The following is a 13,830-nucleotide window of genomic DNA, read 5'->3' as shown; positions in this document are numbered from 1 at the left end:
GACCCGCGTCCCGTTCAGCGCGCCTCGTACACGACCTGACCGCCGACGAGCGTCATGCGCACGCGGCCTTCCATCTCGTAGCCGAGCCACGGCGTGTTCTTGCCCTGGCTCTTCAGCGACTTGCCTTCGACCTTCCACACCTGCTTCGGATCGAACACGCAGATATCGGCCGCATTGCCCGTGAGCAGCGAGCCCGCGTCGAGGCCGATCACGCGTGCCGGTTCGCTCGTGATGCGCGCGAGCGCCTTGACCAGCGGCACCTTGTGCTCGTTCGCCCAGCGCAGCGTCAGGGGCAGCAGCAGTTCCAGGCCCGTCGCACCCGGCGTGGCCTCGGCGAACGGCAGCAGCTTCTCGTCGTCGTCCACGGGCGTGTGGTCCGAGGTCAGCGCGTCGATGGTGCCGTCGGCCAGCCCGGCGACGATCGCATCGCGGTCGCGCGCGCCGCGCAGCGGCGGCGTGAAGCGCATCTGGCTGTTGAAGAAGCCGATGTCCATGTCCGTCAGCGACACGTGATGAATGTTCACGTCGCACGTCACGGGCAGCCCTTCCTTGCGCGCCTGGCGCACGAGTTCGATGCCCGCGGCCGACGACAGCCGGCACAGGTGCACGCGCGCGCCCGTGGCGCGCATCAGTTCGAAGATCGTATGCAGCCGAACGGTCTCGGCGATGACCGATACGCCCGACAGGCCGAGCCGCGAGGCCACGGCACCGCTGGCGGCCACGCCGCCGCCGAGGAACGGATCCTCGGGACGCAGCCACAGCGTGAAGCCGAACGTCTGCGCGTACTGCATCGCGCGCTGCAGCACCTTGGTGTCCCGGATCGGCTCCTCGGCCTGGCTGAAGCCCACGCAGCCGGCTTCGGTCAGCTGGCCCATCTCGGTCAGGGATTCGCCCTTGAGGCCGACGGTCAGCGCGCCCAGCGGATACACGTGCGTCTGGTTCAGCGTGCGCGCGCGAAACTTGAGCATCTCCACGAGGCCCGGTTCGTCGAGCACGGGATCGGTATCGGGCGGGCACACGAGGCTCGTCACGCCACCGGCCGTCGCGGCGGAGACTTCCGACTCGAGCGTGGCCTTGTATTCGTAGCCCGGCTCGCGCAGGCGCGCCGACAGCTCGACGAGCCCGGGGCACACGATCAGCCCTTTGGCATCGATGGTCTTGTTGGCGTTGAAGTCGGCGGGCGCGCGGCCCACCCCGACGATCTTGCCGGCGGCGATATAGAGATCCTGCGCGGCGTCGATGTTCGCGGCCGGATCGATCAGGCGGCCACCCTGGATATGAATTTTCATGTTCAATCGTGCTTTAGGGACGCGCTATCAAAAGGAAGCGAAGCGGTTCTGACTAGGCGCGCGGCCGCAGACAGTACAAGTGGTACGGCAAGGCCGCGCAACGACGTCAGAATCATTTTGATAGTGCGTCTTAATCGTTGTTTCCTGCGACGATGCCCATGACGGCCATGCGCACGGCGATGCCGAACGTCACCTGGTTCAGGATCACGGACTGCTTGCCGTCCGCCACGGCGGAGTCGATCTCCACGCCGCGGTTCATCGGGCCCGGATGCATCACGATCGCATCGGGTTTCGCCAGCGCCAGGCGCTCGGGCGTCAGGCCGTAGGCCTTGAAGTATTCCTGCGCGGAAGGCAGCAGCGCGCCGCTCATGCGTTCGTTCTGCAGCCGCAGCATGATCACCACGTCCACGCCCTTGAGGCCTTCCTCCATGTTGTGGAACACACGGACACCCATCTGCTCGAGACCCGACGGCAGCAGCGTGCGCGGCCCGATCGCGCGCACTTCCGGCACGCCGAGCGTGGTCAGCGCATGGATGTCCGAGCGCGCGACCCGCGAGTGCAGGATGTCGCCGACGATGGCCACGGTCAGGTTCGTGAAATCTTTCTTGAAATGCCGGATGGTGTACATGTCCAGCAGGCCCTGCGTCGGGTGCGCGTGGCGCCCGTCGCCGGCGTTGATCACGTGGACGTGCGGCGCCACGTGCTCGGCAATCAGGTACGGCGCGCCCGAGCTCGCATGGCGCACCACGAACATGTCCGCCGACATCGCCGACAGGTTGTTGATGGTGTCGAGCAGCGACTCGCCCTTGCTGGTCGAGGACGCGTTGATGTTCAGGTTCAGCACGTCCGCGGACAGCCGCTTGGCGGCGATCTCGAACGTCGTGCGCGTGCGCGTGGAGTTCTCGAAGAACAGGTTGAACACGCTCTTGCCGCGCAGCAGCGGCACCTTCTTGACGTCGCGGTCGGAGTCCGAGAGCGAGACGAACTGGCTGGCGGTATCGAGGATGTGCGTGATCATGTCACGCGACAGTCCTTCGATCGACAGCAGGTGCTTGAGCTCACCGTTCTTGGTCAGCTGCGGGTTGCGGAACATCTTGGTCATGGCAGGTCAGGCGCGGGCGGGGATCGGGTCCGGGTCGGGAAATCTTTCTGGAATCAGGCGCGTGCCTCGGTGGCGAACGAGAAGCGCGTGGCCGCGCCCTCGCCCGCCCGCGACAGCACCAGCGTGCTGTGCGCCGGCACCTCGACGGTGGCGGACGCGAAGTCGGCGGCAAACGGCAGCTCGCGGCCGCCACGGTCGGCCAGCACGGCCAGCGCGACGCGCGCGGGGCGGCCATAGTCGAACAGTTCGTTGACGGCGGCGCGGATCGTGCGGCCCGTGGCCAGCACATCGTCGATCAGCAGGATATTGCGGTCCTGCACCGAGAAGGGCAGCGTGGTCGGCTCGGCCTGGCTGTGCAGGCCCTTCTTGGCGTAGTCGTCGCGGTGGAATGCCACGTTGATCACGCCGTGCTCGCCGAGCTTCAGGTCCGCGGCCAGGCGCTCGGCAATCCAGGCGCCGCCGGAATAGATGCCGGCGATCGACCAGTGCGCGCGGTCCGCGGATGGCATCAGCGCCTGGGCCTGGTCGCGCAGCGCATGGTAGAGCGCCTCGGCGTCGGGGGTGGAGGTCTGTGTCATAGGGGAAGCTCGTCGAAATACTGTTGCAGGATGATACGGGCGGCCTCGGCATCGAGGGCGCCGCGCCGCGCGCCGCCCATGGCGGCCATGCGCGACGAATAGCGTTCATCGACCCACGTGACCGGCAGGCCGTAGCGCCCGTTCAGCTGGTTGCCGAAGCGGCGGGCCAGCCGCATCGAGGGCTGCTCCGGCGCGCCGGGCTCGGCGTCGGGGTTGACCGGCAGGCCGACCACGAGCCGCACGGGCGCCCATTCGCGGATCAGTTCGGAGACGGCGTCGAAGCGGGCCTCGACGGTGATATTGGGGACGATCTGCAGCGCGCGGGCCTGGCGGGTCACGAAATTGCCCAATGCCACGCCTATTTTCTTTTCGCCGTAATCGAAGGCGAGCACCGTGCCGTCGCGGGGGATGTCGGCCCCCGCCTGCTCAGGCATGCCCGGCCTCTCCGGACAGCATCGTGACATCGATGCCCAGCAGGCGCACCGCGGCCGCGAAGCGCTCTTCGGGCGGCACGCTGAAGATGATTTCGGGATCGGCCTGAACCGTGAGCCAGCCGTTGCGGCTCAGTTCTTCCTCGAGCTGGCCGGCGCCCCACCCGGCGTAGCCGAGCGTGAGCAGGAACCGGTGCGGCCCGCTGCCGTTGGCCACGGCCTCGAGCACGTCCTTGGAGGTCGTCATCTCGAGCCCGCCCGGTACCGCCAGCGACGAGACATAGACGCCCACGGGGTCGTGCAGCACAAAGCCCCGCTCGGTCTGAACGGGGCCGCCGAAGTAGACGGGCTGGTGCGCCACGGGCTGGATTTCGAGCTTGAGGTCGATCTTGTCGAACAGCGTGGCCATGTCGATATCGATCGGCCGGTTGATCACCAGGCCGAGCGCGCCACGCTCATTGTGCTCGCAAAGGTAGACAACGGAACCCGAAAAGGTCGGATCGGCCATGCCGGGCATGGCAATCAGGAACTGATTGGTGAGATTGATCGAGGTGACTTCGGGCTTCGCCATGATTTCCATTTTATCAAATCGCCGCCGCTGCTCCGGAAAACTTGTTGCGAAACATCACATCGCCGCCAGCGCCACATTCACGGGTGTCAAGCGGCCGGCCGCCCCGTCATGCCGGGCGCAGCGCGGCGAGGTCTTCCGCGGTCAGCCAGCGCCATTCCCCCGGCGCCAGCGACGGGTCGAGCGCCAGCCCGCCGATCGCGCTCCGGTGCAGGGCCTCCACATGGTTGCCGGCCGCGGCGACCATGCGCTTGACCTGATGGTACTTGCCCTGCAGCAGCGTGAGGCGCAGGCTGCGCTCGCCCGTGGCCTCGCACGCGTCGGCCGCCAGCGGGGCCGGTTCGTCGTCCAGCTGGACGCCCGTCCGCAGGGCTTCGACCTGCGCCTCGGTAACCGGCTCGGCCGTGGTGACCTCGTAGACCTTGGGCACCATCTTCTTGGGCGAGGTCTGCGCGTGGATGAACTGGCCGTCGTCGGTCAGCAGCAGCAGGCCCGTGGTGTCGTGGTCGAGCCGGCCGACCGCCTGGACTTCCCGCAGGCGCAAGGGCACCGGCAAGAGCGTGTACACACTTGGATGATGGCGCGGCCGCTGCGAGCACTCGTAGCCCGTGGGCTTGTTGAGCATCAGGTAGGCCTTGGTGCAGGCGAGCCATTCCTCGCCATCGACGGTCAGCCGCAGGCCGTCCACCTCGAAGTTCGCGCGCGGGTCCTCGCACAGTTCGCCGTTGACCTCGACCAGCCCGGCGGCGATCAGGTCGCCACAGTAGCGGCGCGTGCCAAAGCCCTGGGATTGCAAAATTCGATCGAGTGTCATGCTGTGCGTTTGTCCTGCAGAAATGGGCATGTTGCTATGGTAGGTTACGGCGATGCCCAGTTCTCGTTCCCCATCGACTCCCGCCAGCCGGCTGCCCTACCGGATCGATCGCCGGTTCGCGCGCGGCCTGGTCTGGTTCCGCCGCGACCTGCGCGCCGACGACCATGCGGCGCTGCATTATGCCCTCAAGCACTGCACGCGGGTGTGGTGCGTGTTCGTCTTCGACCGCGAGATCCTCGATCCGCTGCTGGAGCGCGGGTGCCGCGCCGACCGCCGCATCGAGTTCATCCTCCAGTCGCTGGCGCCGCTCAAGGCCACGCTCGAGGCGGCCGGCGGCGGGCTGATCGTGCTCGATGCCGCCGCGCGCAAGGCCATCCCGAAGCTGGCCGCGGAACTCGAGGTCGAGGCCGTCTTCACGAACCACGACTACGAACCGTCGGCCAATGCGCGCGACGCGGCCGTGCGGGACACGCTGGCCGGCGACTCGCGGCTGTTGTTCACGTTCAAGGATCAGGTCATTTTCGAGGCCGACGAGGTGCTGACCGGGCAAGGTTCGCCGTTCTCGGTCTTTACGCCTTACAAGAACGCGTGGCTGCGCACGGTGCAGCCGTTCGACCTGCGGCCCTATCCGATCGAGCCGTATCTCGGCGCGCTGGCCCCCGTGCCCCGCGAATGGCAGCACACGCTGCCGACGCTGAAGGACCTCGGCTTTGCCGACAGCAACCTGGCCGAGGTGGCCATGCCCACCGGCAGCGAGGGTGCGCACGCGCTGTTCGAGGATTTTCTCGACCGGATCGGCGACTACGAGCGGCAGCGCAATTTCCCGGCGGTGCGCGGGCCGAGCTACCTGTCCGTGCATCTGCGCTTCGGCACGATCTCCATCCGCACACTGGCCCGCGCCGCGCACGAGATGGTGCTGCGCGGGGGCGCCGCGGCGCCCGGTGCCGCGGTCTGGCTGTCGGAACTGATCTGGCGCGACTTCTACTTCATGATCCTGCACCACCATCCGCGTGTGGCCGAGGGCAAGTCGTTCCATCCCGAGTACGACAAGCTGCGCTGGGTCGACGCGCCGACGGGCGATCGCTACTTCGAGGCCTGGTGCGCGGCGCGGACCGGCTATCCGCTCGTCGATGCCGCGATGCTGCAGATCGCGCAGAGCGGCTATATGCACAACCGGCTGCGCATGGTCGCGGCCAGCTTCCTGATCAAGGACCTCGGCGTCGATTGGCGGCGCGGCGAGCAGTACTTCGCCGACCAGCTCAACGATTTCGATTTCTCGGCGAACAACGGCGGCTGGCAATGGGCCGCGTCGACGGGATGCGATGCGCAGCCGTACTTCCGCATTTTCAACCCGGTCACCCAGTCCGAGAAATTCGATCCCGAGGGCCGCTTCATCCGGAAGTACCTGCCTGTGCTGGCGAAGCTGCCGCAGAAGTACATCCACGCGCCGTGGACCGCGCCCGAGCACGTGCTCGCCGAGGCGGGTGTGAAGCTGGGTGACAACTATCCGCGGCCGATCGTGCAGCACGACGTGGCGCGCGCGGAGACGCTGGAACGCTATGGGGTGGTGAAGGGGAAGGCTTCCGGCCGGCTGCCTTCCCCGTAAGCGCGGGGCGGCTCAGGCCGCCAGCATCGCGCTTTCGCGGTAGTGCCGCTGCGCGTCGTCGGGACGGTCGGTGTCCTCGAACAGCCGCGCGAGCGCGAGGTGCGCGCGCACGCGCAGACGGCGCTGCGCTTCGGGCTCCGCGTACTTGAGCGCGCGCTCGAAGCTCGACTGCGCCTTGCCCCACAGTTGCTGGCCGAGGCACAGCACGCCGAGCGTGTAGTACAGGTCGGCATCGTTGGGATGCTGCGCGAGCCACTGCTCGGCCTGCTGGATCTGCGGGAGCGCGCGGCCCGGTTCGGCGCAGTCCGCGTAGCGCTGCACCAGCCGGCTGTCCCAGTTGACCTTGAGCGCATCCTCGACGATGCGGCGCGCCTCGTTCTGATGGCCCAGCGCCGAGAGATAACGCGCCGCGGGTTCCGCGATGCGCACCGCGCGGCGTTCTTCGTTCGAGAGCGATTTCCAGAAGTACAGCAGCGCGTCGGCGTCATGGCGGCGCTCCTCGAGCATCGCTTCGACCGCCATCTGCTTGAGGCGCAGCGCGAGCACCGGATGCAGCGCATTGCGCTTCTCGAGCGAGCGCGCCAGGCGCAGCACCTCGGACCAGTTCTTCAGATGCTGGTGCGCGCGCAGCGCGATGCGCTGCACATGGATCTGGCGGCCGCCCTGTGCCTGCAGTTGCGCGATGGTCTCGAGCGCGCCTTCCGCGTCGCGCGCATCGACGAGCAGTTCCGCCATCGATACCAGCCGTGCCTGTTCGCGCTCGGGGTCGGTGACCTGCGCCATCCAGACGTCGCGGCGGTCCGACTCCTGCATGCGGTGGGCCGCGCGCGCGCCGATCAGCGCCGCCGTCTGGGCCTGGTCGGGCCACGCCTGTGCATCGCGCGCGGCGCGTTCGGCCCGCGCGAAGCGGCCGGCAAACAGGTTCTCGATCGACTCGCGCAAGGCGGCCTGCGCCTTGCTCATGCGGCTGCGCTCGCGATAGGCCGCGGCGCGGCGCGGCATCTCGGACAGATGGCGGATCGTCGACAGCACGGTCCACGCGACGAAGAACGCCAGCAGCAGCAGCGCCAGCGCAAGGTTCAGCGACAGTTCCACCCGATACGGCGGATAGAACAGGACGACGTTGCTATGGTTGAACTGCGTGAACAGCGCGAGCCCCACCGCGCCGCCGAACAGGACCGCTACCCAGAACAGGAGCCGCATCTGCTACTCCTTCTTGAGGGCGCGCAGCGCGCCCAGGCTCTCGGCCATGGTCGGCAGCGTGACGGTCACGGCATTGGCCTGCGCCTGGCGCAGCAGCGTGAGCACGCCCTGGACGCGGCGCGAGCGCGTGTCGAAGTAGCGCGTGATCATCGCCTGCGCGGCGGCCAGGTCGTTGCGGAACACGGGTTCGTTGCGGGACAGCAGCGCCAGGCGCGCATTGAGCAGGCGCAGCTTGACGTTCTCGCGCAGGAACCAGCCCTGGTCGCCCGAGAGCAGCAGCGCGTTGGCGTCGTCCACCTTGCGGATGCGGATGACCTGCGCGAGTTCGTCGAGCACGTAGTCCCAGAGCCGAACGGCGTAGTTCGTGGTGGCAGCAGGTGCGGAGGCACCGCGCGCGGCCGGCGCCGCGGACGCCGCCGATGCCGGCGCGCCTTCGGCGGGCCGGCGGTCGATCATGCGCTCGCTCGAGATCAGCGGCAGCGCGTCGATCTGGTTGATCGATTCGTCGAGCTTGATCGCGGCGCCCGTCAGGTCCGTGTCCGGCACGGCCTTCATGCGCGCGATGTCGCGCGCAATGGCACGGCGCAGCAGGTTGTACTGCGGCTTGTCGGAACGCGCGAGGCGCCCGTCGGCCGATTGCAGCGCGGCCAGCGCGACCTGCACGTTGCCCGTGAGCTGCAGTTGCTGTCCGGCGTTGGTCAGCAGCTGCTGGATCTCCGCGATCTCCCAGTCGTCGCGGTTGCGCATCAGGTCCTGATAGACCTGCTCGAGCGCGGCCTGCTTGTCGCGGGTCTCGCCGACCTGGTCGTCGAGCGCGCCGACCTTTGCCTGCAGCTCCTTGACCGTGTCCTGCGCGTTGCGCGACAGCACGCGCGTTTCCTGCACGAGCGTGTCGTTGCTCTGCTGGCGCCGAGCGAGTTCCTCGGTCAGATGCTCGACGCGGCGCTGCAGCCACCAGAAGCCGGCGGCCATCACGATCAGCAGCACGATGGCGACGGGCCACCATGGATTGAAACGGCGCGCGGGGACCGCCGATGGGGCGGAAAGCGCGGCGGTGTGCGGCGGCACGGTGTAGGCCGCCGGAGGCGGCGCGGCAGCGGGAACGGAGTGTGCGGTCTGGTTATCTGTCGTCACGCGATCGACCTTCGTTGACGTTGTAAGCGGCTCATGTTCTGGCATCTTGCCCGATGCCGGGGGCTCGGCCCGCGGCGCATCGCGCTCCGAGGACGGGGGTAACGATGGCGCTGGCGATGACGCGGGCGATGGTGCTGGAGATGCGGCCGGCCCGGCATGCGCATCGGCCCACTGCAGGCACGCGGTCAGCAACCCCGCATCGCCCGGCGCCGCGGGAATGACATGCACGAACCCCAGCGACTCGGCCTGCCCCGCGATTCTCGCATGGGGCGTGATGCACTGCACCTGAAGAAGTCGTGACAGTTCCTGCGGCGACAGATGCAGGCGGGCCAGCGCATCGAGATTGCGCACGGCCTCGGAACTCGTCAGCAGCCACGCCTGCGGCGGCGCTTCGGGTCGCAGGCCGTCTCGCACGGCCTGCCATTGCATCGCGCTCGGCTCCGGCAGCGTGCGGCGGTAGGCCTCGACGGCCTCGACCGTCGCGCCCGCGTCGCGCAGACGCTGCGCCAGCCAGTCGCGGCCGCCGTTGCCACGGATGATCAATACGCGCCGGCCCGCGTAGCCGCCGATGGCGGGCAGGCTGTCGAGGCGCGACCATAACGCTTCCGAGTCGAACCGCGCGGGCTCCCCCGCGCCATTGCCGTCGGCGGCCTCGCTGTCGTCAGCGCCGCCATTCCCATTGCCGCCGCCATGACCATTGAGGTGGCCATCGGCGCCGGCGGGCGCGATCACGGTATAAGCCGGCGCCGCGATACCGCGCTCGGCAAGCGCCGCCACCGAGGACGGGCCCACGACGGCCACGGGCACGCCGGCCGGCCATTGCGCGACCGCGGTGTTCTGCACCTGCGCGAGCGCATCGAGCGCGTACGCGATGGCGTTCGGGCTGACGAAGACGACGAGCGCGTAGTCGGCGAGGCGCGCGAGCGCGGCGCGCAACGGCCCGTCATCGTCGGTCGGTCCGATCGCGAGCAGCGGAAAGCCGAGCACGTCGAGGCCGTGCGTATGCAGGGCCTCGGTCAGTTGCCGGGACTGCCCGGCAGGTCGCGTGACGACGACGGTCGGACGCGGCATGCGTGTCCTCAGGCGGGGGCCGGGCCGCTGCCCGACCCATGGCCTGCCTTGTCCGCTTCCGCCGATTCGAGCACGGCCAGGATCTCGCCCGCGCCCTGCCCGAGCAGATCGCCCGCCACCGCGCTGCCGAGCTGCTCGGCCTGCGCGACGCTGGTCACACGCGCCATCGCATGCGCGCGCACGTTGCGGCTGCCGTCGGGCATCGCGACAAACGCGTCCAGTTGCAGGTCGCCGCCATGCCAGCGCGCATGCGCGCCGAGCGGAACCTGGCACGAACCGCCCAGCCGGCGCGATACCGCGCGTTCGGCCAGCACGGCCATCGCGGTCGGGCCGTCGTTGAGCGGCGCGAGCCATTCGGCCAGCTCGGGCCGGTCGGCGCGGATCTCGATGCCGAGCGCGCCCTGCCCGGCCGCCGGCAGCGACGCCTCGGGCCCGATCAGCGCGCGGATGCGGTCGCCGAGGCCCAGGCGCTTGAGCCCGGCCGCGGCAAGGATAATCGCGCCATAATCGCCGCGATCGAGCTTGCCCAGGCGAGTGTCGAGATTGCCGCGGAGCGGCTTGATCACGAGATGCGGATAGCGGTTGCGGATCGCGGCCTCGCGACGCAGGCTCGAGGTGCCGACCACGGTGCCGGGAGGCATCTCGTCGAGCGACGCGAACTGCGAGGACACCAGTGCGTCGCGCGGATCCTCGCGCGTCATGACGGCCGTCAGCGCGAACCCCTCGGGGAGCTCCATCGGCACGTCCTTCAGGGAATGCACGGCGAGGTCCGCGCGGCCTTCGGCCATCGCGATCTCGAGCTCCTTGACGAACAGTCCCTTCCCGCCGACCTTGGAGAGCGTCCTGTCGAGAATCTGATCACCCCTTGTCGTCATTCCGAGAATGGACACATCGCAGGCGGGATAGTATTGTTGCAACGCAGCACGCACATATTCGGCCTGCCAGAGCGCGAGACGGCTCTCGCGGGAGGCAATGACGAGCTTTTGCGGTGCGTTCCGCTGTATGGAAGAGGCAGATGCTTGCATGCGCGCATGGTAGCACGCACGTCGCGCGCACTTTGGCACACCTCGGCGTATCAGACCTATAAGACACAAGAGGAGATTGCATGACGCAGCCCGCTGCGCGCCCCGCCGGCCGGACCCGTTCCGCCGGCAGCAAGACCAGTGCAAGGAAACTGGCAACAAGCGCCCCAAAAGACACTTCCAACACGAAATCGAAGGCCGCGGCCAATGGCGCCGACAAGGACCTGCCCCTGCGCGAGGACATCCGTTTCCTTGGCCGCCTGCTCGGCGATTGCGTGCGCGAGCAGGAAGGCGAAGCCGCATTCGACCTCGTGGAGACGATTCGCCAGACCGCCGTGCGATTCCGCCGCGAGAACGACCGCGCCGCGGGCACCGAGCTGGATCGCCTGCTCAAGCGGCTGTCGCGCGACCAGACCAACTCGGTCGTGCGCGCATTCAGCTATTTCTCGCATCTGGCCAATATCGCCGAGGACCAGCACCATAACCGCCGCCGCCGCGTCCATGCGCTGGCGGGCTCGCCGCCGCAGCCGGGCAGTATCGCGCGCGCGCTGGAAGCCATCGATGCGGCCGGCGTGACGGGCAAGCAGTTGCGGGAATTCCTCGACCAGGCGCTGATCGTGCCCGTGCTCACCGCGCACCCGACCGAGGTGCAGCGCAAGAGCATCCTCGATGCCGAGCGCGAGATCGCGCGCCTGCTGGCCGAGCGCGACCTGCCGATGACCGCGCGCGAGCGCGATCACAACACCGCCCAGCTGCGCGCGCGCGTGACCACGCTCTGGCAGACCCGCATGCTGCGCAATACGCGGCTGATGGTCGTCGACGAGATCGAGAACGCGCTCTCGTATTACCGCACCACGTTCCTCCACGGCATTCCGCGTCTGATGAGCGAGATCGAGGAGGATATCGCCGCGGTATTCCCGGCCGCGCGCAAGAGCAAGAGTCTGAACGGCGCGACAAGCTCGCCCCAGCCGCTTGCCCCGTTCCTGCAGATGGGCTCCTGGATCGGCGGCGATCGCGACGGCAACCCCAACGTCACGGCGGAAACGCTCGAGCATGCGGCCGGCCAGCAGGCGCAGATGATTCTCGCGTGGTATCTGGACGAACTGCACGCGCTCGGTGCCGAGCTATCGATGTCCTCGCTGATGGTCGATGCGAGCCCCGAACTGATGGCGCTGGCCGAGGCCTCGCCCGACCACTCCGACCATCGCGCGGACGAGCCCTATCGCCGCGCGCTGATCGGCATGTACGCGCGCCTGGCCGCCACGGCGCATGCCCTTACCGGCCACACGACGATGCGCCATCCCGTGGCCGACGTGGAGCCGTACGCCAATGCGGAAGCGTTCGCGGCCGACGTGCGCATCGTCGTGGAATCGCTCCGCGCGCATCACGGCGAAGCGCTGTCGCGCGCGCGCATCGACTCGCTGGCCCGCGCGATCGCGGTGTTCGGCTTCCACCTCGCGTCCATCGACATGCGCCAGGTATCGGACGTGCATGAAGCGGTGATCGCCGAACTGCTCGCGGCCGCGGGCGTCGAGGCCGACTACGCGTCGCTGCCCGAGGAACGCAAGCTCGCGCTGCTGCTGGACGAACTGCGCCAGCCGCGTCCGCTCACGCTGCCGTGGCACGACTACTCGGAGCAGACGCGCGCCGAGCTCGCGATCTTCTCGCGCGCGCGCGACCTGCGCGCGCGCTTCGGCAACCGTGTGGCGCGCAACTACATCATCTCCCACACGGAGACGCTGTCGGACCTGATCGAGGTCATGCTGCTGCAGAAGGAAACCGGCATGCTGCGCGGGACGCTCGGCAGCAAGACCGATCCGGCGCGCATGGAGCTCATGGTCATTCCGCTGTTCGAGACCATCGAGGACTTGCGCAACGCGGCGGGCATCATGCAGTCGCTGCTGGAACTGCCTGGCTTTGCATCGGTGATCGCCGCGCATGGCGGCGAGCAGGAAGTCATGCTCGGCTATTCGGACTCGAACAAGGATGGCGGCTTCCTGACGTCGAACTGGGAACTGTACAAGGCGGAACTCGCGCTCGTGAAACTGTTCGAGACGCGCCGCGTCAAGCTGCGGCTGTTCCACGGACGCGGGGGCACCGTCGGCCGCGGCGGCGGTCCGACCTATCAGGCGATCCTGTCGCAGCCCCCCGGCACCGTGAACGGCCAGATCCGCCTGACCGAACAGGGCGAGATCATCAACAGCAAGTTCGCCAACGCGGAGATCGGCCGGCGCAACCTGGAAACCGTGATTGCCGCCACGCTCGAGGCCTCGCTGCTGCCGACGCAGAACGCGCCGAAGGAACTGGCCGCGTACGAGGCCGTGATGCAGCAGTTGTCCGATCATGCGTTCCGCGCGTACCGCGAGCTCGTCTACGAGACGCCCGGCTTCAAGGACTACTTCTTCGCCACGACGCCGATCACCGAGATCGCCGACCTGAACCTCGGTTCGCGTCCGGCCTCGCGCAAGCTGATGGACAAGCAGCATCGCCGCATCGAGGACCTGCGCGCGATTCCATGGGGGTTCTCGTGGGGTCAGTGCCGGCTGCTGCTGCCGGGCTGGTTCGGCTTCGGCAGCGCGGTCAAGGCGCTGCTGGACGCCGCGGGTGACGACAAGGCTCGCAAGGCCACCGAGGGAGCGCTGCGGCGGATGGTCAGGAACTGGCCGTTCTTCTCGACGCTGCTATCCAATATGGACATGGTGCTGGCCAAGACCGATCTGGCCGTTGCCTCGCGCTATGCGGCGCTGTGCGAGGACAAGGCGCTGCGCAAGACGGTGTTCGCGCGCATCAGTGCCGAGTGGCACCTGACCAGCGAGATGCTGGCGCTGATCACCGGCAGGCAGGAGCGGCTTTCCGACAATCCGCTGCTCGCGCGTTCGATCAAGAACCGCTTTGCCTACCTCGATCCGCTGAACCACCTGCAGGTGGAACTGCTCAAGCGCTACCGCGCGGGCAAGGACTGCGACGACGTGCGGGTGCGGCGCGGTATCCACCTGACGATCAACGGCGTTG

The 13,830-nt window shown here is 68.3% G+C and carries 11 protein-coding genes; 2 read left to right on the top strand and 9 right to left on the bottom strand.

Annotated elements, in window-relative coordinates:
• Positions 1-14: 14 nt before the first annotated feature.
• From AAHB16_RS19640 to AAHB16_RS19615, 6 genes are all read right to left on the bottom strand, one after another.
• Positions 15-1,289: a dihydroorotase gene (locus AAHB16_RS19640; RefSeq protein WP_150372651.1), complete on the bottom strand. Its 1,275-nt coding sequence runs from the start codon at positions 1,287-1,289 to the stop codon at positions 15-17.
• 130 nt (positions 1,290-1,419) lie between these two features.
• On the bottom strand, positions 1,420-2,391 hold the full coding sequence (locus tag AAHB16_RS19635) for an aspartate carbamoyltransferase catalytic subunit (protein ID WP_150372652.1): 972 nt from the start codon (positions 2,389-2,391) through the stop codon (positions 1,420-1,422).
• 53 nt (positions 2,392-2,444) lie between these two features.
• Entirely contained in the window at positions 2,445-2,969 is a 525-nt protein-coding gene (gene pyrR / locus AAHB16_RS19630) for a bifunctional pyr operon transcriptional regulator/uracil phosphoribosyltransferase PyrR (protein WP_150372653.1), read from the bottom strand.
• Entirely contained in the window at positions 2,966-3,403 is a 438-nt protein-coding gene (gene ruvX / locus AAHB16_RS19625; protein WP_342051780.1) for a Holliday junction resolvase RuvX, read from the bottom strand. The genes pyrR and ruvX overlap by 4 nt, the downstream gene beginning before the upstream one ends.
• Positions 3,396-3,980, bottom strand: coding sequence for a YqgE/AlgH family protein (locus AAHB16_RS19620; protein WP_373561907.1), 585 nt, complete (start codon positions 3,978-3,980; stop codon positions 3,396-3,398). Before AAHB16_RS19620 ends, ruvX begins: the two co-directional genes overlap by 8 nt.
• A gap of 97 nt (positions 3,981-4,077) precedes the next feature.
• Positions 4,078-4,782 (bottom strand): pseudouridine synthase, encoded by a 705-nt coding sequence (locus AAHB16_RS19615; RefSeq protein WP_150372655.1) that lies wholly within the window; start codon positions 4,780-4,782, stop codon positions 4,078-4,080.
• 52 nt (positions 4,783-4,834) lie between these two features.
• On the opposite strand from AAHB16_RS19615, the gene AAHB16_RS19610 reads away from it, so the two are divergent.
• Positions 4,835-6,388: a cryptochrome/photolyase family protein gene (locus tag AAHB16_RS19610; RefSeq protein ID WP_342051779.1), complete on the top strand. Its 1,554-nt coding sequence runs from the start codon at positions 4,835-4,837 to the stop codon at positions 6,386-6,388.
• Between the two features lie 12 nt (positions 6,389-6,400).
• On the opposite strand, the gene AAHB16_RS19605 is transcribed toward AAHB16_RS19610, so the two are convergent.
• The 3 genes from AAHB16_RS19605 to hemC are packed head-to-tail and all read right to left on the bottom strand — an operon-like array spanning position 6,401 to position 10,821.
• The gene (locus AAHB16_RS19605) at positions 6,401-7,591 is read right to left on the bottom strand and encodes a heme biosynthesis protein HemY (protein WP_150372657.1); all 1,191 of its coding nucleotides are present in this window, start codon (positions 7,589-7,591) and stop codon (positions 6,401-6,403) included.
• Between the two features lie 3 nt (positions 7,592-7,594).
• Positions 7,595-9,796, bottom strand: a complete 2,202-nt coding sequence (hemDX, locus tag AAHB16_RS19600) for a fused uroporphyrinogen-III synthase HemD/membrane protein HemX (protein WP_342051778.1) — start codon at positions 9,794-9,796, stop codon at positions 7,595-7,597.
• Between the two features lie 8 nt (positions 9,797-9,804).
• On the bottom strand, positions 9,805-10,821 hold the full coding sequence (hemC, locus tag AAHB16_RS19595) for a hydroxymethylbilane synthase (RefSeq protein ID WP_342051777.1): 1,017 nt from the start codon (positions 10,819-10,821) through the stop codon (positions 9,805-9,807).
• Positions 10,822-10,901: 80 nt separating this feature from the next.
• Here hemC and ppc point away from each other — a divergent pair.
• On the top strand, positions 10,902-13,830 hold a 2,929-nt coding region (gene ppc / locus AAHB16_RS19590), incomplete at its 3' end, for a phosphoenolpyruvate carboxylase (protein ID WP_342051776.1).

Origin of the sequence: Cupriavidus sp. OTU4054 (genome assembly GCF_038440175.1) — a bacterium.
Lineage (GTDB): Bacteria > Pseudomonadota > Gammaproteobacteria > Burkholderiales > Burkholderiaceae > Cupriavidus > Cupriavidus pauculus_D.
Note: the sequence above shows the minus strand (reverse complement) of the source record. Positions and strands in the feature narration are given on the sequence as shown.

What these genes read in the sequence shown, in the direction of transcription:
- AAHB16_RS19640 (WP_150372651.1), bottom strand. Translation starts at nt 1,289, where the DNA reads ATGAAAATTCATATCCAGGGTGGCCGCCTGATCGATCCGGCCGCGAAC.
- AAHB16_RS19635 (WP_150372652.1), bottom strand. Translation starts at nt 2,391, where the DNA reads ATGACCAAGATGTTCCGCAACCCGCAGCTGACCAAGAACGGTGAGCTC.
- pyrR (WP_150372653.1), bottom strand. Translation starts at nt 2,969, where the DNA reads ATGACACAGACCTCCACCCCCGACGCCGAGGCGCTCTACCATGCGCTG.
- ruvX (WP_342051780.1), bottom strand. Translation starts at nt 3,403, where the DNA reads ATGCCTGAGCAGGCGGGGGCCGACATCCCCCGCGACGGCACGGTGCTC.
- AAHB16_RS19620 (WP_373561907.1), bottom strand. Translation starts at nt 3,980, where the DNA reads ATGGAAATCATGGCGAAGCCCGAAGTCACCTCGATCAATCTCACCAAT.
- AAHB16_RS19615 (WP_150372655.1), bottom strand. Translation starts at nt 4,782, where the DNA reads ATGACACTCGATCGAATTTTGCAATCCCAGGGCTTTGGCACGCGCCGC.
- AAHB16_RS19610 (WP_342051779.1), top strand. Translation starts at nt 4,835, where the DNA reads ATGCCCAGTTCTCGTTCCCCATCGACTCCCGCCAGCCGGCTGCCCTAC.
- AAHB16_RS19605 (WP_150372657.1), bottom strand. Translation starts at nt 7,591, where the DNA reads ATGCGGCTCCTGTTCTGGGTAGCGGTCCTGTTCGGCGGCGCGGTGGGG.
- hemDX (WP_342051778.1), bottom strand. Translation starts at nt 9,796, where the DNA reads ATGCCGCGTCCGACCGTCGTCGTCACGCGACCTGCCGGGCAGTCCCGG.
- hemC (WP_342051777.1), bottom strand. Translation starts at nt 10,821, where the DNA reads ATGCAAGCATCTGCCTCTTCCATACAGCGGAACGCACCGCAAAAGCTC.